The organism is Tepidiforma flava, from assembly GCF_027594505.1.
GTDB classification, from domain to species: Bacteria; Chloroflexota; Dehalococcoidia; order Tepidiformales; family Tepidiformaceae; genus Tepidiforma; species Tepidiforma flava.
Genome location: NZ_CP115149.1, coordinates 2,003,521 through 2,027,268 on the forward strand (window position 1 = coordinate 2,003,521; position 23,748 = coordinate 2,027,268).

A 23,748-nucleotide genomic window follows, 5' to 3' on the forward strand; every position below is an offset into this window, starting at 1 on the left:
GGCGGCATTCCGCCGGGGCAGGCCGCGTGTACAGCGACGAAGACTACCGCGCGATCGACGCGTACGTCGGATTCCTCAAAGGCTGCGCCATCCGGCCGCCCCTGCGCATGGACACGACCTGCACGCCCGGCGGCACCGGCCGCGTCTCCCCGTTCGGCTGCGACGTCGTGTACGGCGACCTCCTCCCGTCGCCGTCGTCTGAGGACCCGGAGGCGGTCGCGCTCCGCAGCGGCCTCCGCGCCGCCGTCGCGAAGGCGCTCGCCACCCTTAAGCCGCGCGAGCGCCGCGTCCTCTGCCTCCGCTTCGGCTTCGACGGCGAACCGCAGACGCTCGAGCAAATCGGCGCCGTCTTCGGCGTCACGCGCGAACGCATCCGCCAGGTCGAAGCGAAAGCCCTGAAGAAACTGCAGGCCCCGCACGTCATTCGCGTCCTCGAACCGTGGGCTGCCGGCCGTCCCGCTCACGGCCGCCCCAGCGCCGCGGCAGTGGTGCCGCAATCGAGCCCGGCGTCCTCCTGCGTCGAAGCCGGCAGCGCGCCCCGCCCCGCGCAGGCGCCCCCCGCCGCGAGCAGCGGCACCCCGGCGTCCCCCGGGCCAGCCCCCGGCCCCCGGCTCCCGTCGAGCGCCGAAGAGGCCCTGTTCGACGCAATCTGGAAGGTGTTCTTCGGCGACGAATCGGGCGCGGACCCCGACTCCGGGAGCGATGCCGAGGAACCGCCCGCCGACGCCGCCGCCGTCGACCCGCGCGAACGTCTCCTCGCCATGCTCGAACCGAACGAGCGCGCTGCGCTCGAACACCTCTACGGCATCCGCGCCGCCATGTCCCTCGCCGCCATCGAGCGGCAGGTCGGCATCCCCCGGGCGCGCGTCACCGAACTCGACCGCTGGTTCACGCGTGAACTCCGCCGCCTCCGCGCCGCGCCCGGCACGTACGACCCCGCGCCTCCGCCGCCGCCCGCTCCGGCCGTGCCCGGGGAGCCCCCCGGGGACGGCGGCACCGGCGGCCGCGTTCTCCCCTTCCCGGCCGCTTCAGCGCAGGACCCGCTCACCGCCGCCTTCGACCGCTTCCGTGCCCGCGGCTATGAGGTCGTCGACAACCGTGCGCGCTGGCGGCGCGCTCTGGGTCCACGACCTCCACATGCACCTCGCGCGGGAGATGGAAGACCTTTCACGCCGCGGCATCCGGTTCCGGTTCACGGAGCACAAGAGCGCCGGCACGTGGGGCTGGTATCTCGAACGGACCGCGCCCCGGGAAACCCGGCGCCCGCCCGGCCGATTAGCCCTGCCTTCTCCCCGCCTGAAGCCGCGCAAGGCGCGCGAATACCGCGTCCAGCCCTAGACTCGCTTCAGATGAGCCCGACTGCAGCCGACATCGAGCGCTACCGCCGCAACCTCCGCGACGAGGTCGACGGCGCCGCCCTCTACCGCTACCTCGCCGCCGCCGAGAAAGACCCGAACCTGCGCGAAGTGTTCCTGCGCCTCGCCGAGAGCGAAGACCGCCACCGCGCCCTTTGGGAAGAGAAGCTCCGCGAAGCCGGCGCCGAGGTCCCCGATTACCGCCCCGGCTTCCGCGTCCGCTTCCTCGGCTGGCTCGCCCGCCGCTTCGGCACCGCCTCCGTCAGTCCCATCGTCACCCGCATGGAGATGACGGCCTACACGATGTATGACGACCAGCCGGAGGCCATCGCCGCCGACCTCCCCCGCGACGAGCGCTCCCACGCCCGCCTCTTCCGCGAACTCGCCCGCTCGACCCGCGGCCGCGCCGTCGACATCGACATCGCCCGGCTCGAAGGCCGCCACCGCGCCGGCACCGGCAATGCCCTCCGCGCCGCCGTCCTCGGCGCCAACGACGGCCTCGTCTCGAACCTCTCCCTCGTCATGGGCGTCGCCGGCGCGAACCCCGGCCAAAACGTCGTCATCCTCGCCGGCATCGCCGGCCTGCTCGCCGGCTCCCTCTCCATGGCCCTCGGCGAATGGATCAGCGTCCGCAGCTCAGCCGAGGCGTTCGCCCGCCAGCTCGAAATCGAACGCGACGAACTCAACCTCATGCCCGATGAAGAGCTGGAGGAGCTCGTCCTTATCTACCGTGCGAAGGGGCTGGGCGAAGAAGAGGCCCGCGCCACCGCGCAGCGCATCATCGCCAACCGCGAAACCGCCCTCGATACGCTCGCCCGCGAAGAGCTCGGCATGTCCGAAGAGGAGGCGGGCAACCCGTGGGTCGCCGCCATCACCTCCTTCCTCACCTTCAGCTTCGGCGCCATCATCCCGGTCATCCCCTGGCTCTTCCTCGCCGGCATCGCCGGGGTGGCTGCCAGCGCCGCCGCCAGCGCCCTCGGCCTCTTCGCCGTCGGCGCCGCCATCACCCTCTACACCGGCCGCGGCGTCCTCTTCTCCGGGGCCCGCATGCTCACCTTCGGCCTCGCCGCCTCGGCCATCACCTTCGGCATCGGCCGCCTCATCGGCGTCAGCACCGGCATCTGACGCCCGCCGCTCACTCGAGCGCCAGGTCCAGCGCCAGCCGCCGGTCCGTCGTCCGGATCGCCACCAGCCGGTACGGCAGCTCCCCTGCCGCCTCGTCCAGCCGCTGCTGCAGCGGCGGCTCGATGAGCGCCGCCACCGCCTCCGGCGCCGTCAGCCCGCCCAGCGTCGCCCGCGCCACCCGCAGCACGAGCCGCCCGTCTGCCACCTCGGGGTCCAGGAAGACCGAAGCGCGCGTTCCCACCCCCCATGCGCCGACGCTGAAGGTCACCCCCACCAGCCCTTCCCGCAGCACCTCGACGTCCACCGCCGGGCGTTCCCCCACTCCGGGGATAGCCGGCAGCTCCCGCGCGATGATCGCCGCCAGCGCCCGCTCGTCGAACGTCACCGTGATATTGCCCCCGCCCGCCACCGCTTCCGTCCGCGCCTCGAAATCGGGGTCGACCGTGAACCACAGCACAACCGCGACCGCCCCGGCGAGCAGCCCGAGCCCGAACGCGAACAGCACCCGCATGCCGCGAGCGTGCCGCCCCCGGCCGCTTTCCGCAACCGCCGCTTGCGCCAACGCGCAGCCGCGCCCATAATCAGAGCATCTGGTGGCTAGAGCGAGGTGGACCCACCCGTTCCCATCCCGAACACGGAAGTGAAACGCCTCAGCGCTGACGATACTGCCCGGGCAACCGGGTGGGAAAATAGGCCGCCGCCGGGTACTCACGAGAACCGCCGCGAGGCGGTTTCTTTATTTCCGGGAAGGCGCAGCAGCACCGCGGCGGACCCCGCTGCTGCTCCCCGCGGTAACCGCGCGGCCCCCGCGGACGTTTCTCCTCATGCCCCGCGCGGTCCCGCGTCCGGTTTCCTCGAACGATCGGCCGCTGGTACAATTCAGTTCGAGAATCCCTCAACTCACCCCGGCGCGTACACCCTGCAGAAGGGACACGTGCCCCCAGACGGAGCCACACTTGTCAGCAGATACCGCCCAGCCCACCACTCCCCCGGAAGCCGAAATGGATATGGGGGCCCTCCTCGACCTCGAAGCCGCCCAGTCGGGCGGCCAGCTTCGCCGCGGCGAAATCATCGAGGGCATGGTGATGGGCGCCTCCCCCGACGGCCTCATCGTCGATGTCGGCACCAAGATGGAAGCCGTCATCCCCCAGAACGAGATGCTCTCCCTCGGCATCGACGGCGCCAGCAAGCTCAAGGCCGGCGATACCGTCCGCGTCATGGTCCTCCAGCCCTCAACTGCCGAAGGCCACGCCATCGTCTCGCTCGACCGCGCCCGCGGCGAAGAAGGCTGGGAAACCCTCCAGAAGCGCTTCGAATCCGGCGAAATCTTCGACGCCCAGGTCACCGGCCACAACCGCGGCGGCCTCCTCGTCAACGTCGATGGCGTCAACGCCTTCGTCCCCCTCTCCCAGGTCGAGTCCGTCCGCCGCGACGACCCCGACGCCGCCAACCAGCTCGCCGGGCTCGTCGGCCAGGTCATCAAGCTCAAGGTCATCGAACTCAACCGGAAGCGGAACCGCGTCATCCTCTCCGAGCGCGCCGCCATGGCCGAAATTCGCAAGGAGCAGAAGGATCGCGTCCTCGATGAGCTCCAGGAGGGCCAGATCCGCACCGGCCGCATCTCCTCCATCACCGACTTCGGCGTCTTCGTCGACCTCGGCGGCGCCGACGGCCTCGCCCACATGACCGAGCTCACCTGGGAGCGCGGCAAGAAGGCGAAGGACCTCTTCCAGGTCGGCGACGAAGTCCAGGCCTACATCCTCAAGATCGACCGCGAGAACAAGAAAATCTCGCTCTCGCTCAAGCGCGCCCAGCCCGAGCGCTGGGACACCACCGTCGACCGCTTCGTCATCGGCCAGATCCTCATCGGCCGCGTGACGAAGCTCATGCCGTTCGGCGCCTTCGTCCGCCTCGATGGGCCCGTGGAAGGCCTCATCCACATCTCCGAGCTTTCGAACCGCCGCATCCAGCACCCGAAAGACGTGGTGAAGGAGGGCGACGTCGTGCCCGTGAAGCTCGTCCGCATCGAGAAGGACCGCCACCGGCTCGGGCTCAGCCTCCGCCAGGCCCGCAGCGACGCGGAAGCGATGGGCTTCGTCTTCGATGCCAACGGCTCCGTCATCGACTACCCGGACGACGTCCGCGAACAGTTCGGCCTGCCTCCGCGCGACACCGCCGCCCAGCCTGCCCGCCGCGAGCCGCGCACCGCGCAGGAGGCGATCGAGCAGGCCGTGGCGCGCGACCCGGAGCCGATGTCCGCCTTCGCCGCTGCCTTCGCGCAGGCCCTCGAAAACGCCGAAGCCGGCAACGGCCTCGCCGAGACGGTCGCCCAGGCTGCCGGCCTTGCTCCGAAGGACGAGGCCCCGGCTCCCGCAGCCGAGGCGCCGGCCGCCGAAGCAGCAGCCGAGGCCCCCGCTTCCGGGGAGGCCGAAGCGGAAACTCGGGTTTCTACCGGGGCGACGGCCCCCGAAGAAATGCCGCACAATATCAGTGAAGGGACCGACGAGGCCCCGCACGAAGCACCAGCCGCAACAGAGGAGGAAACTGCTGACGGCTCCTAGACGTTCTTTGGGCGCACCCAGGGGAAGGGAGTACCACCATGGCCGATCGGTTTGACAAATTCACAGAACGGGCGCGGCGGGTCCTCACGCTCGCCCAGGAAGAAGCCCACCGCTTCAACCACAACTACATCGGCACCGAGCACATCCTCCTGGGCCTCGTCCGCGAAGGCGACGGCGTCGCAGCGAAAGTCCTCGCCAACCTCGGCGTCGAACTCAACAAGGTCCGCTCGGCCGTCGAGTTCATCATCGGCCGCGGCGACCGCACCGTCCTCGGCGAAATCGGCCTCACCCCGCGCGCCAAGAAGGTCATCGAACTCGCCGTCGATGAGGCGCGCCGCCTCAATCACTCCTACATCGGCACCGAGCACCTGCTCCTCGGCCTCGTCCGCGAAGGCGAAGGCATCGCTGCCGGCGTCCTCGAAAGCCTCGGCGTCAACCTCGAGCGCGTCCGCGCCGAGACCACCCGCATCCTCAGCCAGAGCGCCCCGCAGGCTGCCGCCTCCGGCTCTGGCGCCCGCCAGGCCAGCCGCACCCCCACCGTCGACCAGCTCGGCATCGACCTGACCGCTGCCGCACGCAACGGCCAGCTCGACCCCGTCATCGGCCGCTCCAACGAGCTCGAGCGCGTCGTCCAGATCCTTTCCCGCCGCACGAAAAACAACCCGGTGCTCATCGGCGAACCGGGCGTCGGCAAGACGGCCATCGCCGAGCTCCTCGCCCAGCGCATCGTCTCCGGCGACGTCCCCGAGACGCTCCAGAACAAGCGTCTCCTCACCCTCGACATCGGCTCCCTCGTCGCCGGCACGAAGTACCGCGGCGAATTCGAAGAGCGGCTCAAGAAGGTCATCGAAGAGATCAAGGCCGCCGGCAACTGCATCCTCTTCATCGATGAGCTCCACATGCTCGTCGGCGCCGGCGCCGCCGAAGGCGCCGTCGATGCCGCCAACATCCTCAAGCCCTCGCTCGCCCGCGGCGAACTCCAGTGCATCGGCGCCACCACCCTCGACGAGTACCGCAAGCACATCGAGCGCGACGCCGCCCTCGAGCGCCGCTTCCAGCCCGTCATGGTCGAAGAGCCGACCGTCGAGGAAGCCATCGAAATCCTCAAGGGCATCCGCCCGCGCTACGAAGAGCACCACAAGCTGAAGATCAGCGACGCCGCTCTCGTCGCTGCCGCCGAGCTCTCGGCCCGCTACGTCAGCGACCGCTACCTCCCCGACAAGGCCATCGACCTCATCGATGAGGCCGCCAGCCGCGTCCGCATCCGGCGCGCCGCGACCCCGCCCTCCCTCAAGGAGGCAATGAAAGGCCTCGAAAGCCTCCGCCGCGAAAAAGAGCAGGCCATCGCCGCCCAGCAGTACGAGTACGCCGCCGAGCTCCGCGACCGCGAAGTCAAGCTCCAGGACAAGATCCGCGAGATGGGCGAATGGGAAGAGGGCGAAGCCGGCATCGCTACCCCCGTCGTCACCGACGAGGACGTTGCCGAAGTCGTCTCGATGTGGACTGGCATCCCCGTCGCCCGCATCGCCAGCGAAGAAAGCGCCCGCCTCCTCCGCATGGAGGAAGCGCTCCGCAGCCGCATCATCGGCCAGGACGAAGCGATCGAAACCATCGCCCGCGCCGTCCGCCGCGCCCGCGCCGGCCTCAAAGACCCGCGCCGCCCAATCGGCGTCTTCCTCTTCTGCGGCCCCACCGGCGTCGGCAAGACGGAGCTCGCCCGCGCCCTCGCCGAGTTCATGTTCGGCTCGCAGGACAACATGATTAAGCTCGATATGAGCGAGTTCAGCGAGAAGCACACCGTCTCGCGGCTCGTCGGCGCGCCCCCCGGCTACGTCGGCTACGACGACGGCGGCCAGCTCACCGATACCGTCCGCCGCAAGAGCTACTGCCTCATCCTCCTCGACGAAATCGAGAAGGCGCACCCCGAGGTCTTCAACCTCCTGCTCCAGATCTTCGACGAGGGCCGCCTCGCCGATGCCAAGGGGCGGAAGGTCGACTTCCGCAACACCATCATCATCATGACCTCGAACGTCGGGTCCGACCTCATCAAGAAGGACAGCGCGCTCGGCTTCGCCACCACGACCGACGAGGTCAAGACCCACGAAGAGCGCTACCAGCGCATGAAAGACAAGGTGCTCGCCGAGCTGAAGAACGTCTTCAAGCCCGAGTTCCTCAACCGCATCGACAGCACCGTCGTCTTCCGCTCGCTCACCAAGGAAGACATCCGGAAGATCGTCGACAACGAACTCAAGAAGGTCGAACGGACCCTCAACCAGAAGGGCGTCCGCATGGAAGTCACCGACGCCGGCAAGGACTGGCTCGGCGAAAAGGGCTACGACCCGGTCTTCGGCGCCCGGCCGCTCCGCCGCGTCATCCAGGACAACATCGAAGACCGCCTCAGCGAGATGCTCCTCTCCGGGCAGTTCGCCGCTGGCGATACCATCCGCATCGACGCCGAAGACGGCCAGCTCAAGATCGAGCCGATCCGCGAGCCGCAGCCCGTCGGCTGACCCCGCTCCCGCGCAGCGCACGGCGGCCCCTCACCTGAGGGGCCGCCGCTGTTTTTCCCCCGCGCCTCTTGACCGGCTGGCGCCGCGACCCAATACTCCCCCACGACAACCGCTGCGATCGCCCCCGCAGAACACTCCCGCCTGTGGGTAGGGGTCCTGTTTGCTCCAGCTCCCGCCGTTGACGCCATCTCCCCGAGCGCACTACGATGGTAGACGGCTCGCTATGCCCATTGCGTTCCCCTCTTCCCCCGTCCCGCGGCTCCCTGCCGCTCTGTGCCATTCGCCCCATCAGTCCTGAAGGAGTTGCCACAGGATGACCACCTCGCGTCACGTGGTCCCGGGGGGCACCATTGCCCCGCTCGAAGTCAAGACCTACGGCCGCATCCCCGACGTCCTCGAGCTGCCCAACCTCATCCGCATCCAGCTCGATTCCTTCGAATGGTTCAAGCGGGAAGGCCTCCGGGAGCTGTTCGATGAGCTCTCCCCCATCCAGGACTTCACCGGCAACCGGATGGACCTGATCTTCGGCGACTACGAATTCCGCGAGCCCAAGGCCTCCATGGACGAATGCCGCGAGCGCGACATGACCTACGCCGCGCCGCTCTTCGTCGATGTCGAGCTCCGCGTCAAAGAATCCGGTGAAATCAAAGAACAGCGCCTCTTCTTCGGCGATTTCCCCCTCATGACGGACCGCGGCACCTTCATCATCAACGGTGCCGAGCGCGTCGTCGTCTCCCAGCTCGTCCGCTCCCCCGGCGTCTACTACACAATCGAAACCGACCAGGCCACCGGCAAGCGCCTCTGCCACGGCAAGCTCATCCCCGCACGCGGGGCCTGGCTCGAATTCGAGACCTCGAACCGCGACGTCCTCTACGTCAAAGTCGACCGCAAGCGCAAAGTCCCCGTCACCACCTTCATCCGCGCCATCGACGTGCCCGGTCTCGTCCCCGGCGACCGCGATAACCCCCGCTTCGAAAAGTACTGGAAAGCCGTCGACGCCGGCGACGAGCGCGCCCGCGAGGCGGCCCTTCGCGAACTCGAACAGGAGCTCGGCACCAACGAGCGCCTGCTCGCCATGTTCGAAGCCGTCGACACCAGCGATATCCGCCAGTTCATCGCCACCACCATCAGCAAGGAACCGCGCGACCCCGGCGTCGAAAACAAGCACGAGGCCCTGCTCGACTTCTACCGGAAGATCCGCCCCGGCGACCCGCCGACCGCGGACAACGCCCGCAACCTCCTCAAGACCCTTTTCTTCGACCCCCGCCGCTACGACCTCGGCCGCGTCGGCCGCCACAAGGTCAACAAGCGTCTCGAGCTCGAAGACCCCACCGACCAGCGCTGGCTCCGCCCCTACGACCTCGTCGCCATCGTCCGCGAGCAGATCAACATCAACAACGGCCGCGGCCATCATGACGACATCGACCACCTCGGCAACCGCCGCGTCCGCGCCGTCGGCGAACTCATCCAGCAGCAGTTCCGGGTCGGCCTCCTCCGCATGGAGCGCGTCGTCCGCGAGCGCATGACCATCACCGACCCCGAAGAGGCGACGCCCAGCGCCCTCATCAACATCCGCCCCGTCGTCGCGGCCATGAAGGAGTTCTTCGGCGGCAGCCAGCTCTCCCAGTTCATGGACCAGACGAACCCGCTCTCCGAGCTCAACCACAAGCGCCGCCTCTCCGCCCTCGGCCCCGGCGGCCTCTCCCGCGACCGCGCCGGCTTCGACGTCCGCGACGTCCACCACAGCCACTACGGCCGCATCTGCCCCATCGAAACGCCGGAAGGCCCGAACATCGGCCTCATCGGCTCCCTCGCCACGTACGCCCGGCTCAACAAATTCGGCTTCATCGAGACGCCGTACCGCCGCGTTTACCGCGAAATGCTCTCCGATGACCCGAACCTCATCGGCCGCATCCTCCGCGAAGACGCCCTCGACGCCGAAGGTGCGCTCATCGCGCCCCGCGGCACCCGCATCGACGCCGCCCTCGCCGAGCGCCTGGCCGCGGCCGGCCGCTCCGTTCCCATCCAGCCCTGGGTCTCCAACGAAATCGTCTACCTCACCGCCGACGAAGAGGACAAGTTCAAAGTCGGGCAGGCCAACACCCGCATCGACGCCGACGGCCACTTCATCGATGAGCGCGTCGAAATCCGCCTCTTCGAAAACTTCCTCACCGTCCCGCCCATCGAGGTCGACTACATCGACGTCTCGCCGAAGCAGATGGTCTCCGTCGCCTCGGCCCTCATCCCCTTCCTCGAGCACGACGACGCCAACCGCGCCCTCATGGGCGCCAACATGCAGCGCCAGGCCGTGCCCCTCGTCCGGCCCGAGGTCCCCCTCGTCGGCACCGGCATGGAGCGCCGCGCCGCCGTCGATTCCGGGCACGTCCTCCTCGCCGAAGGCGACGGCGAGGTGATCGAAGCCACCGGGACCCACATCAAAATCCGCTACGACGACCCGGCGCTCAACACCGACGCCGGCGGCGCCAGCCGCACCTACCGCCTCACCAAGTTCACCCGCTCCAACCAGGGCACCTGCCTCAACCAGCGCCCCATCGTCTTCCGCGGCGAACGCGTCCGCGCCGGCCAGCCCATCATCGACAGCTCCAGCACCCAGGGCGGCGACCTCGCCCTCGGCCAGAACATCCTCTGCGCCTTCATGAGCTGGGAGGGCTACAACTTCGAGGACGCGATCATCCTCTCCGAAAACCTCGTCCGCGAAGACAAGTTCACCTCCATCCACATCGAGAAGCACGAGGTCGAAGCCCGCCAGACTAAGCTCGGCGACGAGGAAATCACGCGCGACATCCCCAACGTCGGCGAAGACGCCCTCAGCCAGCTCGACGAAGACGGCATCATCCGCATCGGCGCCGAAGTCCGCGAAGGCGACATCCTCGTCGGCAAAGTCACCCCCAAGGGCGAAACCGAGCTCACCGCCGAGGAAAAGCTGCTCCGCGCCATCTTCGGCGAAAAGGCCCGCGAAACGAAGGACACCTCCCTCCGCGTCCCCCACGGCGAGCGCGGCAAAGTCATCGACGTCAAAGTCTTCACCCGCGACAACCACGACAGCCTGCCCGCCGGCGTCAACAAGCTCGTCCGCGTCTCCATCGCCCAGCGCCGCAAGATCTCGGAAGGCGACAAGATGGCCGGCCGCCACGGCAACAAGGGCGTCATCAGCCGCATCCTCCCGCGCGAGGACATGCCCTACCTCGAAGACGGCACCCCGGTCGACATCATCCTCAACCCCATCGGCGTCCCCAGCCGCATGAACATCGGCCAGGTCCTCGAGACGCATCTCGGCTGGGCCGCCAACACCCTCGGCTTCCGCGCCATCAGCCCCGTCTTCGACGGCGCCCGCGACTACGAAATCGACGACGCCCTCGCCCTCGCTTGGATGGCCCACGAAGCCGGCGCCTACTACTACGTCGACCCGCGCGACCGCGGCTTCGACCCCGAACGCCTGAAGGCCTGGGTCGCCGAGCAGGGCTACGACCCCGATGCCGTCTTCACCCACCCTGAAGACGGCGCCCCGGCCCGCGCCTGCCTCGAAATCTGGCTCAACCGGCACCGCGCCGAGACCGGCCAGCCCCCCATCGAACGCGGACGCCACACCCGCGAAGAGCTCGACGACCTCGCCAACCAGGTCTACCGCGAGACCAACGTCCCGCCGCCGCTCTTCGGCAAGATGCGCCTCTACGACGGCCGCACCGGCGAACCCTTCGACCAGCCGGTCACCGTGGGCTACATCTACATGCTCAAGCTCATCCACCTCGTCGAGGACAAAATCCACGCCCGCAGCACCGGGCCCTACAGCCTCATCACCCAGCAGCCCCTCGGCGGCAAGGCCCAGTTCGGCGGCCAGCGCTTCGGCGAAATGGAAGTCTGGGCCCTCGAAGCCTACGGCGCTGCCCACATCCTCCAGGAGCTCCTCACCGTCAAATCCGACGACGTCGTCGGCCGCGTCAAAACCTACGAAGCCATCGTCAAGGGCGAAGACGTCCTCGAGCCCGGCGTCCCCGAGTCCTTCAAGGTCCTCGTCAAAGAGCTCCAGAGCCTCGGCCTCGCCGTCGAGGTCTCCAACGACGAAGGCAGCTCCGTCTCCTTCATCGACGATTCCGCCAACGACCTGCCGGAGCTCGGCCTCAACCTGACCGGTTTCGAACGCGAGGAGGATTTCTTCAATGCTCGAGGTCAATGATTTCAACCAGGTCCGGATCGCCCTCGCCAGCCCTGAGCAGATCCGCTCCTGGAGCTACGGCGAAGTCACCAAGCCTGAAACCATCAACTACCGCACGCTGAAGCCGGAAAAAGACGGCCTCTTCTGCGAAAAAATCTTCGGGCCCACCAAGGACTTCGAGTGCTACTGCGGTAAGTACAAGCGCGTCCGCTACAAGGGCATCATCTGCGATAAGTGCGGCGTCGAAGTCGCCCGCGCCAAGGTCCGCCGCGAGCGCATGGGCCACATCGAGCTCGCCAGCCCGGTCAGCCACATCTGGTTCGTCAAAGGCACGCCCTCCAAGCTCGGCCTCCTCCTCGATATCTCCCCCCGCAACCTCGAGCGCGTCCTCTACTTCGCCCAGTACATGATCACGGAGGTCGACGAGGCCGCCCGCAACTACGAGCTCCAGCGCCTCCAGCGCGAGAAAGAAGACCTCCTCGCCGAACGCCTCGGCGACATCGCACCGCGCCGCCAGCAGCTCGAACAGCAGCTCGAAGAAGCCAACCGCGCCCTCCAGGAAAAAGTCCTCGAAAAGCAGGCCCAGATCGAAGCCGAGCGGAAAATCTCCCGCGACGCCCTCGAGGCCGCCATCCAGCGCGCCATCGAAACGGTCGCCGCGGCCAAGGGCGGCACCCTCGAAGCCCCCATCGAGATCCTCGGCGAGGTCATCCTCGAAGCCGGCGTCAAAGTCACCGCCGCCCAGGTCGGCAAGGTCGAACGCGAAGGCCGCAAGAAGCTCGAAGCCTTCGATAAGGAAACCGAAAAGCTCAAGGAGCAGGAAGCCCTCGTCGCCGATACCGCCCTCGAGGACGCCAAGCAGGCCCTCTACGACGAACTCCATCCGCTCCAGCAGCGCGAACAGCAGGTGCGGAACGAGATCGATGACCAGTTCAAAGAGCGCCTGCGCGACCTCGAATCCCTCCGCGACCCCGTCCGCGACGACGAAATCGTCCTCCTCACCGAGACCCGCTACCGCGAGCTCTCCGATGCCTTCCCCGGCGTGTTCAAGGCCGCCATGGGCGCCGAGGCCGTCCTGCACGTGCTCCAGCGGCTCGACCTCGATGCCCTCCGCGCCAAGCTGAAGCAGGAGATCCTCGTCGCCTCCGGCATGCGCCGGAAGAAGGCCACCAAGCGGCTCAACGTCGTCGAAGCTCTCCGGAACTCCGGGAACAAGCCCGAGTGGATGATCTTCCAGGTCCTCCCCGTGCTCCCGCCGGACCTCCGCCCGATGGTCCAGCTCGATGGCGGCCGCTTCGCCACCAGCGACCTCAACGACCTCTACCGCCGCGTCATCAACCGGAACAACCGCCTCAAGCGCCTCCTCGACCTCGGCGCTCCCGAGATCATCATCCGCAACGAAAAGCGCATGCTGCAGGAGGCCGTCGACTCCCTCATCGACAACGGCCGCCGCGGCCGCGCGGTCTCAGGCTCCGGCAACCACAAGCTCAAGAGCCTCTCCGACATGCTCAAGGGCAAGCAGGGCCGCTTCCGCCAGAACCTCCTCGGCAAGCGCGTCGACTACTCCGGCCGCTCCGTCATCGTCGTCGGCCCCGAACTCAAGCTCCACCAGTGCGGCCTGCCCAAGCGCATGGCCCTCGAACTCTTCAAGCCCTTCGTCATGCACTCCCTCGTCGCGAAGGGCCTCGCGCACAACATCAAGAGCGCCAAGCGCATCGTCGAGCGCGCCCGCCCCGAAGTCTGGGACGTCCTCGATGAAGTCATCCGCGACCGCCCGGTGCTCCTCAACCGCGCGCCGACCCTCCACCGCCTCGGCATCCAGGCCTTCCAGCCCGTCCTCATCGAAGGCTCCGCCATCCAGCTCCACCCGCTCGTCTGCGCCGCCTTCAACGCCGACTTCGACGGCGACCAGATGGCCGTCCACGTCCCCCTCAGCCGCGAAGCCGTGGCCGAAGCCAAGCAGGTCCTCATGTCCACCAAGAACCTGCTCTCGCCCGCGAGCGGCGACCCCATCGTCGCGCCCTCGCTTGACATGGTTCTCGGCTGTTACTACATGACCGACATCGACCGCAACGGCCGCGGCGCCTACCGGGAGGAAAACGGCCGGCCCGTCCAGGGCCTCTACGGCTCGTTCGAAGAGGCGCGCCTCGCCTACGACCTCGGCATCATCGATATGCGCGCCCCCATCCGCGTCCGCACCGACCGCGCCGTGATGGGCGACGGCGGCGTCGTCACCGAGCCCCCCGCCCGGCCCGACGGCACCCGCGGCACCCACATCATCGAAACCACCGTCGGCCGCATCATCTTCAACGAAGTCCTTCCCGAGGAGATCCCGTTCCAGAACCAGAACATGGACCGGCCCAACCTCCGGAAGGTCGTCGCCATGTGCTACCGCGCCCTCGGCGGCGAGCGCACCGGCGAAATCGTCGACCGCATCAAGGCCGTCGGCTTCCACTACGCCACCCGCTCCGGCGTCACCATCGCCGTCCACGAAATCCAGGTGCCCAAGAACAAGGCCGAGCTCCTCGCCGAGGCCGACCGCAAAGTCGACGCCCTCATGGAGCAGTACCAGATGGGCCTCATCACCGAGGAAGAGCGGTACGAAGGCACCGTCGCCATCTGGGCCGAGACCACGAGCCAAATCGAGCGCGCCATCAAAGAGCGCATGCACGAATACGGCTCCCTCCACTACATGGCCTCCTCCGGCACCAAGGGCAACATCACCCAGATCCGCCAGATGGCCGGCATGCGCGGCCTCATGGCCGACCCCAACGGGAAAGTCATCGAGCTCCCCATCCGCGGCTCCTTCCGCGAAGGGCTCTCCGTCCTCGAATACTTCATCTCCACCCACGGCGCCCGCAAAGGCCTCGCCGATACGGCCCTCCGCACCGCCGACTCCGGCTACCTCACCCGCCGCCTCATCGACGTCGCCCAGGACGTCATCATCCTCGAAGAAGACTGCGGCACCACCGCCGGCCTCTGGATTGAACAGGACGAGCGCGACGACCTCGAGCCGCTCCGCGCCCGCATCATCGGCCGCTACGCCGCCATCGACATCGTCGACGAAGCCACCGGCGAACTCCTCTGCCGCCGCAACGAAGAAATCAACGAGGCCGTCGCCGATGAAATCGACCGCCGCGGCATCCGCCGGGTCTTCGTCCGCACCCCCATGTCCTGCGAAGCCGAGCGCGGCCTCTGCCAGCTCTGCTACGGCCGCGACCTCGCCCGCGGCGAGCTCGTGAAGCTCCGCACCGCCACCGGCATCATCGCCGCCCAGTCCATCGGCGAGCCCGGCACGCAGCTCACGATGCGCACCTTCCACACCGGCGGCGTCGCATCCCAGACCGACATCACCAGCGGCCTCCCGCGCGTCGAAGAGCTCTTCGAAGCCCGCGCCCCCAAGGGCGAAGCCATCATCAGCGAGACCGACGGCATCGTCGAAATCCACGTCGAAAACGACCGCCGCATCGTCCGCGTCACCAACGTCGATACCCTCGTCGAAGAGTACGACGTCCCTGCCAAAGCCGAGCTCCTCGTCAAGGACGGCGAGCGCATCGTCGCCGGTGCGCCCATCGCCCAGCCCGCCGGCGAATCCGAGGCCGGGCTCCCCGCCCAGCCCATCATCTCCCGCATCGGCGGCACCGTCCGCGTCGTCGGCAAGAACAAGGTCCAGGTTGTCTACGAAGACCGCGAAGAGCGGGAGTACCCCATCCCCGCTGCCGCCCGTCTCCTCGTCGAGGACGGCCAGATGGTCTACGCCGGCGACCAGCTCACCGAAGGCGCCAAGAACCCCCAGCACATCCTCCACATCCAGGGCCGCGACGCCGTCCGGAAGTACATGGTCGAGGAAGTGCAGAAGGTCTACAAATCCCAGGGCGTCAACATCAACGACAAACACATCGAAGTCATCACCCGGCAGATGCTCCGCCGCGTGAAAGTCGACCACCCCGGCGACACCGGCCTCCTCCCCGGCGACCTCGTCGACCGCCGCAAGTTCGACGAGATCAACAACCAGATCATCGCCGAGGGCGGCGAGCCGGCCACCGCCACCCCCGTCCTCCTCGGCGTCACCAAGGCCTCGCTCAACACCGACAGCTGGCTCGCCGCCGCCTCCTTCCAGGAGACCACCCGCGTCCTCACCAACGCCGCCATCGAAGGCGCCGTCGACCGGCTCCAGGGCCTCAAGGAGAACGTCATCATCGGCAAGCTCATCCCGGCCCGCGCCGAAATCGAAGTGCCAAAGCGTGAAACCTTCGGCGACCTCGACGTGCCCGAGGCGCTCCTCCTCGAGGAAGAATTCGAACTCGAGCGCCGCCTCGCCGAGCGCGAAGCCGGCTCCCGCCAGCGCCGCTCCTCCGTCGGCCTCCTCGACGACGAAGACGACGACCTCGACTTCGACGAGGACGACGACGACATGATCATCGGCGCCCCGCAGGACGGCGAGGACGACGAAGACTAGCCGCGCGCCCATCGCCGCACGCCGCCAGCGAAACACGGGAGGGGCCGCAAGGCCCCTCCCTCTCGTCTTGCCCGCTGCGGCTGCGTCGCTCGCGGCCCCCCGGCAGCCCCCTGCCCCCTACACCAGCTCCAGCAGCTCGCCCTCGTACTTCCGCGCGCCCCGGCGCAGCTCCGCCAGCTTGCCCACCTTCACCACGCAATCCGCCACACCCTTCTCCCCGCGCAGCGCGTCGAAGTTCTGCATTCCGCACACGTTGCAGGCCCCGTGGTGACAGTCCCCCACCGTCTTCGTCGAATGCACCGCCTGCCACTGGCCGCGCAGGTACGCCTTCGTCACCCCGCAGTCGATGTGGTCCCACGGCAGCGGCTCCCGCGTGTCCCATTCCCGGTGCGCGAACCACGCCGGGTCCACCCCGGCCGCCGCGAACGCCTCCTGCCACGTCTCGAAGCTGAAGTGCTCGCTCCAGGCATCGAACTTCGCGCCCCGGCGCCACGCCTCGTACACCGCCTCCGAAACGCGCCGGTCGCCGCGCGAGAGCACCGCCTCGATGAAGCTGTCCCGCGGGTCGTTCCAGCTGAACTCCACGCCTGCCGCCCGGCAGCCGTCCTTCAGCAGGAAGTGCTTCGGCTCCAGCTCCTCCGCCGTGTCCTGCCGCGCCCACTGGAAGGGCGTATGCGGCTTCGGCACCAGGTTGCTCGTGCTCACGCGGACCCGTGCCCGGCCGCCGACGTACTTCTTCCCGATCGCCTTCACCTGCTTGCCCAGCTCCACGATCCCCGCCACGTCCTCCATCGTCTCCGTCGGCAGGCCGACCATGAAGTACATCTTGATGCCCGTCCACCCACGCTGGAACGCGTTCTCCGCCGCCCCGAGCAGGTCGGCGTCGCTCACGAGCTTGTTGATCGCGTTCCGCAGCCGCTGCGATCCCGCCTCCGGCGCCAGCGTCAGCGTGTGCTTCTTCCCCTTCGCAATCGCGTTCGCCACATCCACCGAGAACGTGTCCACCCGCGTGCTCGGCAGGCTCACCTTCAGGTTCGGGAACCGCTCCGTCAGCGCCTGCACCATCGGCACGATTTCGCTGTGGTCCGTCGTGCTCAGCGAAAGCAGCGAGAGCTCGTCGTACCCGGTGTTCGCCATCAAGTCCGCCGCCGCCTGCACCACCTCCGCCGGCGAACGCTCCCGCGTCGGCCGGTAGATCATCCCCGCCTGGCAGAAGCGGCAGCCCTGCGTGCAGCCGCGCTGGATCTCCACCGCCGCCCGGTCATGGACCGTCTGCAGGAACGGCACGATCGGCTTCACCAGCGGCGGCGGCAGCTGCTCCACGATTCGCCGCCGGATGACCGCCGGCGCCTCCGGGACGAGCGGCTCCAGCGCGGCGAAGTGGCCCGCATCGTCGTACCGCGCCTCGTAGAACCGCGGCACGTAGACGCCCGGCATCCGCAGCAGGTCGCGCAGCCGCTGCTCCCGCGGCGTTCCCTCGCGCTTCCATGCCCGCACGAGGTCCGCGAGCTCCACCACGGCATCCTCCCCTTCGCCGAGCACGAACGCGTCGATGAACAGCGCCATCGGCTCCGGGTTGAACGCCCCGCTCCCGCCGGCGATCACGATCGGGTCGTCTTCCCCGCGCTCGCGCGCCAGGACCGGGATGCCGGCGAGGTCAAGCATGTTCAGCACGTTCGTGTACGTCATCTCGTACTGGAACGTGAAGCCGACGATGTCGAACTCGCGCAGCGGGTGCCGCGTCTCGAGGCTCCAGAGCGGCACGCCCTCCCGCCGCATCTCCGCCTCCATGTCGTCCCACGGCGCGAACACGCGCTCGCAGGCGACGTCCTCATACCGGTTCAGGATGTCGTACAGGATGCCGAGCCCCATGTTCGACATCCCGATGTCGTATGCATCCGGGTACGCCAGCGCGATGCGGACCGCCGCAGCCGCCCAGTCCTTCGTCACGCTGTTCCATTCGCCCCCGGTGTACCGCGAGGGCTTCGAAACGCGCCGGAGCAGGTCGTCGATGGTCACCGTCGGCATGCCGCCACCTCCACGCAGCGGGTGAGAAACACTGCAGGCAAGCATCCATCGTAGCAGCCGCGCCCCATCCCACCCAAGCCGGGCTGACCGTGCCGCCCGCCTGCGCGATACTGCCCGCGTGCCCACCGATGCCGTCATCGTCGCCGCCGGCGCCTCCACCCGCTTCGGCGCCGCGGACAAGCTGACCGCCGACTGCGCCGGCCGACCCCTCATCGCCTGGTCGCTCGCCGCTTTCGAAGCCGTCAGCGGGCTCGGCTGCCTCGTCATCGTCGCTGCCCCCGGCCGCGAAGCCGAGTTCGAGGCCCTCGCCGCGCAGTGGTGTCCCCGCGCCTGCTTCCGGGTCGTCCCCGGGGGCGCCCGCCGCCGCGACAGCGTCGAAGCCGGCCTCCGCGCCTGCGCCTCCCGCTACGTCGCAATCCATGATGGCGCGCGCCCCCTCGTGACGCCCGCCCTCGTCGAGCGGGTCATCGCTGCCGCCGCGGGCCGCCCCGGCGCCATCGCCGCCGTGCCCGTCACCGACACCATCAAAGAGGTGCGCGGCGGCGTCATCATCGGCCACCCTGACCGCGCTCTCCTCTGGGCCGCGCAGACGCCCCAGGTCGTCCTCCGCCAGGCCTGGCTCGATGCCGCCGCCATGTCCGACAACGACGAGACCGACGACGCCGCCATGCTCAGCCGGCTCGGCCTCGAATGCGCCGTCGTCGAGGGCAGCCACGACAACCTCAAGGTCACCCGCCCGCTCGACCTCGAAATCGCCGCGCGCCTCCTCGCCGCCCGGGGGGATGCCCCGTGAGCGCACTCTTCCGCGTCGGCATCGGCGAAGACCTCCACCCCGTCGACGACTCCCGCCACCTCATCCTCGGCGGCGTCATCATCGAAGAAGGCCCCGGCCTGCGCGGCCACAGCGACGCCGACGTCCTCCTCCACGCCATCACCGACGCCGTCCTTGGCGCAGCCGCCCTCGGCGATATCGGCCAGCACTTCCCGCCCGGCGACCCGCGCTACGCCCACGCCGACTCCGCCGATTTCCTCCGCACCGCGCTCCGCCTCGCGCGCGACGCCGGCTGGCACCCCGGCAACATCGATGCCGTCATCCGCGCGGAGCGGCCTCGCCTCGAGCCCTACATCCCCCACATCCGCGAGCGCATCGCCGCCATCGCCGGGCTCGACCCTGCCGCCGTCAGCGTCAAAGCCAAGACCGGCGAGGGCCTCGACGCCGTCGGCCGCGGCGAAGCGATGGCCGCCGTCGCCGTCGTCCTGCTCTACCGCTGAACCTTCCCTTCCCCGCCGGGTCGTGCCCGTAGCCGTCCCCGGGGCTAGGCTGGAAGCGTGGGCAAACGCCTTTTCGACGTCACCCTCGTCCTGCTCACAGCCCCGCTCTGGGTTCCCGTCACGCTCATCGCCGCCCTGCTCCTCGCCATCGACCTCGGCGGCAACCCGTTCTTCCTCCAGCAGCGCGTCGGCCTGCACGGCCGCCCGTTCACGATGATCAAGCTCCGCACCATGCGCCACGCCCGCCCCGGCAAAGAAGACCGCTACGTCATCGACGACTTCACGACCTTCGTCTTCTCGCCGCCCGGCAAGCCGAACCCCCGCATCACCCGCCTCGGCGCCTTCATGCGGAAGACCTCCATCGACGAGCTCCCGAACCTCATCAACGTCCTCAAGGGCGACATGAGCCTCGTCGGCCCCCGGCCCGAAATTCCCGAAATCGTCGCCCAGTACCCGCCGCACTACCACCGCCGCCACGAAGTGCTCCCCGGCATCGCCGGCCTCGCCCAGCTCAACGGCCGTTCGGATTTGACCTATGACGAAACGATTACCTACGATCTCGCGTACGTGGACGACCACTCCCTCCGCGGCGATATCGCCATCCTCCTGAAAACTCTCCTCGCAGTCATCAAAGGGAGCGGCGCCCGGTGAACCGCAGCTCGAGCCCCCTCGCCGCCCTCCGCCGCCTCGCCCCCGGCGACCCGCTCGGGACGCTCGTCGCCATTGCGCTCGACGTCGCCGTCGTCGCCGTCGCGCTCGCCTGCGCCATGCTCCTCCGGTTCGATGCCGACGTCCCCCGCCGCAACGCCGAGTTCGTCGTCCGCGTTTTCCCCCTCATCGCCGCCGCCTACGTCATCGGCAACTTCCTCTTCGGCGTCTACCGCACCGTCTGGGCCTACGGCTCGCTCGGCGACATCATCGGCCTCTTCCGCCCCGTCTTCCTCGTCACCATCCTTCTCTTCGGCATCAACTTCTGGCTCGAAGAGCGTCTCCTCCCTCTCTCCGTCATTCTCATCACCGGCGCGCTCGTCTTCCCCGGCATGGCCGTCGTCAAGATGCGCACCCGCCTCCTCATCCGCCTCCCGTGGATGAACAACGGCGAACGCCGCCTCCTCATCGTCGGCGCCGGCCACACCGGCCAGCTCCTCGCCCGCGAACTGCAGGCGAACCCCGACCTCCCCTACCAGCCCGTCGGCTTCGTCGACGACGACCCGAAAAAGCTCCACCACCGCATCCACGGCCTCAAAGTCCACGGCACCGTCGCCGACCTCGAGCAGGTCCTCGACCGGATGGACGCCGAGATCGTCGCCATCGCCCTCGACCGCCCGGCCGGCCACCTCGTCCGCGACATCGTCGGCACCTGCCAGCGCCGCAACATCCCCGTCCGCATGGTCCCCGGCGTGGATAACTGGGTGCTCGGCCACGGCCACGATACCCTCCGCGAAATCACCCTCGACGACCTCCTCGGCCGCGAACCCGTCCAGGTCGATTTCGCCGCCTGCAGCCAGTCCGTCCGCGATAAAGTCGTGCTCGTCACCGGCGCCGCCGGCTCCATAGGCTCCGAACTCTGCCGGCAGGTGCTCACCTTCCGCCCGCGCGAACTCCACCTCCTCGACAACAACGAAACCGGCCTGCACGACCTTTCGCTCGAACTCGCCGGCGTCTCCCCCGAGACCGCCATCCGCCTCTGGGTCGGCAGCGTCGCCGATGAACCGCGCGTCCGCGAAATCTTCAGCCGCGCCCGGCCGGACCTCGTCTACCACGCGGCAGCCTTGAAGCACGTCCCCCTCATGGAGGAGCACCCCGCCGAGGCCTTCCGCGTCAACGTCCTCGGCACCCTCTACTGCGCCACCGCCGCCCGCGAGGCGGAGACCGGCACCTTCGTCCTCATCTCCACCGATAAGGCCGTCCGCCCCAGCAGCGTGATGGGCGCCACCAAGCGCATCGCCGAGCTGCTCGTCATCGCCCTCGCCCGCGAATCAGCCCGCACCCGCTTCGCCGCCGTCCGCTTCGGCAACGTCATGGGCTCCCGCGGCTCCGTCGTCCCCACCTTCATGAAGCAGATCGAGCGCGGCGGCCCCGTCACCGTCATGCACCCCGAAATGCAGCGCTACTTCATCTCCATCCCTGAAGCCGTCTCGCTCGTCATCCAGGCCGGCACGTTCGGCGGCCGCGGCGATATCTACATGCTCGACATGGGCGAAGAGATCAACATCCTCGAACTCGCCGAGCGCATGATCCGCCTCCGCGGCCTCCGCCCCGGCGAAGACATCGAGGTCGTCTTCACCGGGCCGCGCCCCGGCGAAAAGCTCCGCGAAGAACTCGTCGCCGATTTCGAACACCTCCAGCCCACCGCCCACCCCAAGGTCATGCGCCTCACCGCCTCCGTCGATGTTTCCGAGCGCGAAATCCTCCGCCTCATCGACGAAATCCGCACCGTCATGTGGGGCGACCCCGAAGAAGTCCGCCGCCGCATCCACCTCGTCGCCCGCCGCTTCTCCCTCGGCGAAGCCGCCGAGTCCGCCGCCGATACCCCCGAAAGCGAGGCGCTCCCCTCGTGACCGGGCCCCGCATCCATCCCACCGCCGACGTCTCGCCCGCCGCCAGCATCGGCCCCGGCGCCTCCATCTGGCACCACGCGCAGGTTCGTGAGCGCGCCAGCATCGGCCCCGGCTGCATCATCGGCAAAGGCGTCTACGTCGGCGCCGATGTCAGCATCGGCGCGAACTGCAAGGTCCAGAACTACTCCTGCGTCTACGAAGGCAACACCCTTGAGGACGGCGTCTTCATCGGCCCCGAAGTCGTCCTCACCAACGACCGCTACCCCCGCGCCATCAACCCCGACGGCACCCTGAAAGCCGCCTCCGACTGGGACCTCTCCGGCTCTCTCGTGCGCTACGGGGCTGCCATCGGCGCCCGCTCGGTCATCCTCCCCGGCCTCACGATCGGCCGCTGGGCCCTCGTCGCCGCCGGGTCCGTCGTCACCCGCGACGTCCCCGATTACGCGCTCGTCGCCGGCAACCCGGCCCGCCAGCTCGGCTGGGCCTGCGCCTGCGCCCGTCCGCTCGATGCCGCCCTCGCCTGCCCCGCGTGCGGCCGCCGCTACCGCCTCGCCGGCGAAAGTCCCGCCCGCCTCGAACCACTCCCTTCCCCGGAGCCCGCATGACTGCCGTCCCCCGCCCGTACATCCCCGTCGCCCGCCCGCACGTCGGCGAGGCCGAAAAGCGCGCCGTCATGGACGTCCTCGACTCGGGCCAGCTGGCCGCCGGCCCCCGCGTCGAAGCCTTCGAGCGCGCCTTCGCCGCCTATGTCGGCGCAAAGCACGCCATCGCCGTCAACTCCGGCACCGCCGCCCTCATCGTCGCCCTCCAGGCCCACGGCGTCGGCCCCGGCCACGAAGTCATCACCACCCCGTTCAGCTTCATCGCCACCGCGACCAGCATCATCGCCTGCGGCGCCACCCCCGTCTTCGTCGATATCGACCCGTTCGACCTGAACCTCGACCCCGAAAAGGTCGAAGACGCCATCACCGAGCGCACCCGCGCCATCCTGCCCGTCCACCTCTACGGCCACCCGGCCCGCATCGCCGAACTCGCCGAACTCGCCGAGGATTTCTCCCTCGCCCTCATCGAGGATGCCGCCCAGGCCCACGGCGCCGAGCACGCCGGACAGCGCGTCGGCACCTTCGGCACCGGCTGCTTCAGCTTCTACCCCACCAAGAACATGACCACCGGCGAAGGCGGCATGATCACCACGAACGACGACGAAATCGCCCGCCGCGCCCGCATCATCCGCAACCACGGCCAGGAGGTCCGCTACCGCCACGACCTCTTCGGCCTCAACTGGCGCATGCAGGACCTCAACGCCGCCATCGGCCTCGCCCAGCTTGAGCAGCTCGAAGCCTGGACCGGGGCCCGCATCGCCAACGCCGCCCGCCTCAGCAGCCTCATCCGCGGCTTCGAAACCCCGCGCGTCCGCGAGGGCGACCGCCACGTCTTCCACCAGTACACCATCCGCGTGCCCTCCGGCCGCGACCGCCTTCAGCAGCAGCTCCACGAGGCCGGCATCGGCAGCGCCATCCACTACCCCGTCCCCATCCACCGCCAGCCGATCATCCAGCAGCTCGGGCTCGGCGATGGCAGCTTCCCCGTCGCCGAGGCCGCCGCCGAGCACGTCCTCTCGCTGCCGGTCCACCCCGGCCTCGAACCCGAGGACATCGAGTACATCGCCGCCACGCTGAACCGCCTCCGCAGCTGACCGCCGT

Annotated in this window: 13 protein-coding genes and 1 rRNA gene; 12 read left to right on the plus strand and 2 right to left on the minus strand. The window is 68.8% G+C overall.

All coding sequences use genetic code 11. The features are described 5' to 3' along the window. The first annotated feature begins 26 nt into the window (after positions 1 to 26). Complete coding sequence (locus O0235_RS15065; RefSeq protein WP_308445647.1) at positions 27 to 2,480, plus strand: sigma-70 family RNA polymerase sigma factor; 2,454 nt, start codon at positions 27 to 29, stop codon at positions 2,478 to 2,480. A 10-nt stretch (positions 2,481 to 2,490) separates the two neighbouring features. Here the strand turns inward: O0235_RS15065 and O0235_RS11240 are convergent, their stop codons facing one another. Further along, positions 2,491 to 2,991, minus strand: a complete 501-nt coding sequence (locus O0235_RS11240; RefSeq protein ID WP_270055878.1) for a hypothetical protein — start codon at positions 2,989 to 2,991, stop codon at positions 2,491 to 2,493. A gap of 78 nt (positions 2,992 to 3,069) precedes the next feature. Here O0235_RS11240 and rrf point away from each other — a divergent pair. The 5 genes from rrf (at position 3,070) to rpoC (ending at position 16,184) form a co-directional block, all read left to right on the plus strand. After that, a 5S ribosomal RNA gene (rrf, locus tag O0235_RS11245) occupies positions 3,070 to 3,186 on the plus strand. A gap of 295 nt (positions 3,187 to 3,481) precedes the next feature. Next, positions 3,482 to 5,041, plus strand: coding sequence for a 30S ribosomal protein S1 (locus O0235_RS11250; protein ID WP_270055879.1), 1,560 nt, complete (start codon positions 3,482 to 3,484; stop codon positions 5,039 to 5,041). 38 nt (positions 5,042 to 5,079) lie between these two features. Next, positions 5,080 to 7,551, plus strand: coding sequence for an ATP-dependent Clp protease ATP-binding subunit (locus O0235_RS11255; protein ID WP_270055880.1), 2,472 nt, complete (start codon positions 5,080 to 5,082; stop codon positions 7,549 to 7,551). A gap of 313 nt (positions 7,552 to 7,864) precedes the next feature. Beyond that, entirely contained in the window at positions 7,865 to 11,746 is a 3,882-nt protein-coding gene (gene rpoB, locus O0235_RS11260) for a DNA-directed RNA polymerase subunit beta (protein WP_270055881.1), read from the plus strand. Then, positions 11,730 to 16,184 (plus strand): DNA-directed RNA polymerase subunit beta', encoded by a 4,455-nt coding sequence (rpoC, locus tag O0235_RS11265; RefSeq protein WP_270055882.1) that lies wholly within the window; start codon positions 11,730 to 11,732, stop codon positions 16,182 to 16,184. The genes rpoB and rpoC overlap by 17 nt, the downstream gene beginning before the upstream one ends. Positions 16,185 to 16,301: 117 nt before the next feature. Here rpoC and O0235_RS11270 read toward each other — a convergent pair whose 3' ends face one another. Continuing rightward, entirely contained in the window at positions 16,302 to 18,212 is a 1,911-nt protein-coding gene (locus O0235_RS11270) for a TIGR03960 family B12-binding radical SAM protein (RefSeq protein WP_270055883.1), read from the minus strand. Positions 18,213 to 18,330: 118 nt separating this feature from the next. Here O0235_RS11270 and ispD point away from each other — a divergent pair, with 118 nt between their 5' ends. From ispD to O0235_RS11300, 6 genes are read left to right on the plus strand one after another with little or no spacing between them, the layout of a single operon-like run. Then, positions 18,331 to 19,005, plus strand: coding sequence for a 2-C-methyl-D-erythritol 4-phosphate cytidylyltransferase (gene ispD, locus O0235_RS11275; protein ID WP_270055884.1), 675 nt, complete (start codon positions 18,331 to 18,333; stop codon positions 19,003 to 19,005). Continuing rightward, positions 19,002 to 19,484 carry a 2-C-methyl-D-erythritol 2,4-cyclodiphosphate synthase gene (gene ispF, locus O0235_RS11280; RefSeq protein ID WP_270055885.1) on the plus strand — a complete coding sequence of 161 codons (483 nt, stop codon included), beginning with the start codon at positions 19,002 to 19,004 and terminating at the stop codon, positions 19,482 to 19,484. Before ispD ends, ispF begins: the two co-directional genes overlap by 4 nt. A gap of 57 nt (positions 19,485 to 19,541) precedes the next feature. Next, on the plus strand, positions 19,542 to 20,135 hold the full coding sequence (locus tag O0235_RS11285; RefSeq protein WP_270055886.1) for a sugar transferase: 594 nt from the start codon (positions 19,542 to 19,544) through the stop codon (positions 20,133 to 20,135). After that, positions 20,132 to 22,045, plus strand: coding sequence for a polysaccharide biosynthesis protein (locus O0235_RS11290; RefSeq protein ID WP_270055887.1), 1,914 nt, complete (start codon positions 20,132 to 20,134; stop codon positions 22,043 to 22,045). Before O0235_RS11285 ends, O0235_RS11290 begins: the two co-directional genes overlap by 4 nt. Beyond that, complete coding sequence (locus tag O0235_RS11295; protein ID WP_270055888.1) at positions 22,042 to 22,650, plus strand: acyltransferase; 609 nt, start codon at positions 22,042 to 22,044, stop codon at positions 22,648 to 22,650. The genes O0235_RS11290 and O0235_RS11295 overlap by 4 nt, the downstream gene beginning before the upstream one ends. Further along, positions 22,647 to 23,741 (plus strand): DegT/DnrJ/EryC1/StrS family aminotransferase, encoded by a 1,095-nt coding sequence (locus O0235_RS11300; RefSeq protein ID WP_270055889.1) that lies wholly within the window; start codon positions 22,647 to 22,649, stop codon positions 23,739 to 23,741. Before O0235_RS11295 ends, O0235_RS11300 begins: the two co-directional genes overlap by 4 nt. Positions 23,742 to 23,748 lie beyond the last annotated feature (7 nt).

Bases quoted from the DNA above. Each gene is read 5' to 3' on its own strand.
- O0235_RS11240 (WP_270055878.1), bottom strand. From the start codon at position 2,991: ATGCGGGTGCTGTTCGCGTTCGGGCTCGGGCTGCTCGCCGGGGCGGTC.
- O0235_RS11250 (WP_270055879.1), top strand. From the start codon at position 3,482: ATGGATATGGGGGCCCTCCTCGACCTCGAAGCCGCCCAGTCGGGCGGC.
- O0235_RS11255 (WP_270055880.1), top strand. From the start codon at position 5,080: ATGGCCGATCGGTTTGACAAATTCACAGAACGGGCGCGGCGGGTCCTC.
- rpoB (WP_270055881.1), top strand. From the start codon at position 7,865: ATGACCACCTCGCGTCACGTGGTCCCGGGGGGCACCATTGCCCCGCTC.
- rpoC (WP_270055882.1), top strand. From the start codon at position 11,730: ATGCTCGAGGTCAATGATTTCAACCAGGTCCGGATCGCCCTCGCCAGC.
- O0235_RS11270 (WP_270055883.1), bottom strand. From the start codon at position 18,212: ATGCCGACGGTGACCATCGACGACCTGCTCCGGCGCGTTTCGAAGCCC.
- O0235_RS11300 (WP_270055889.1), top strand. From the start codon at position 22,647: ATGACTGCCGTCCCCCGCCCGTACATCCCCGTCGCCCGCCCGCACGTC.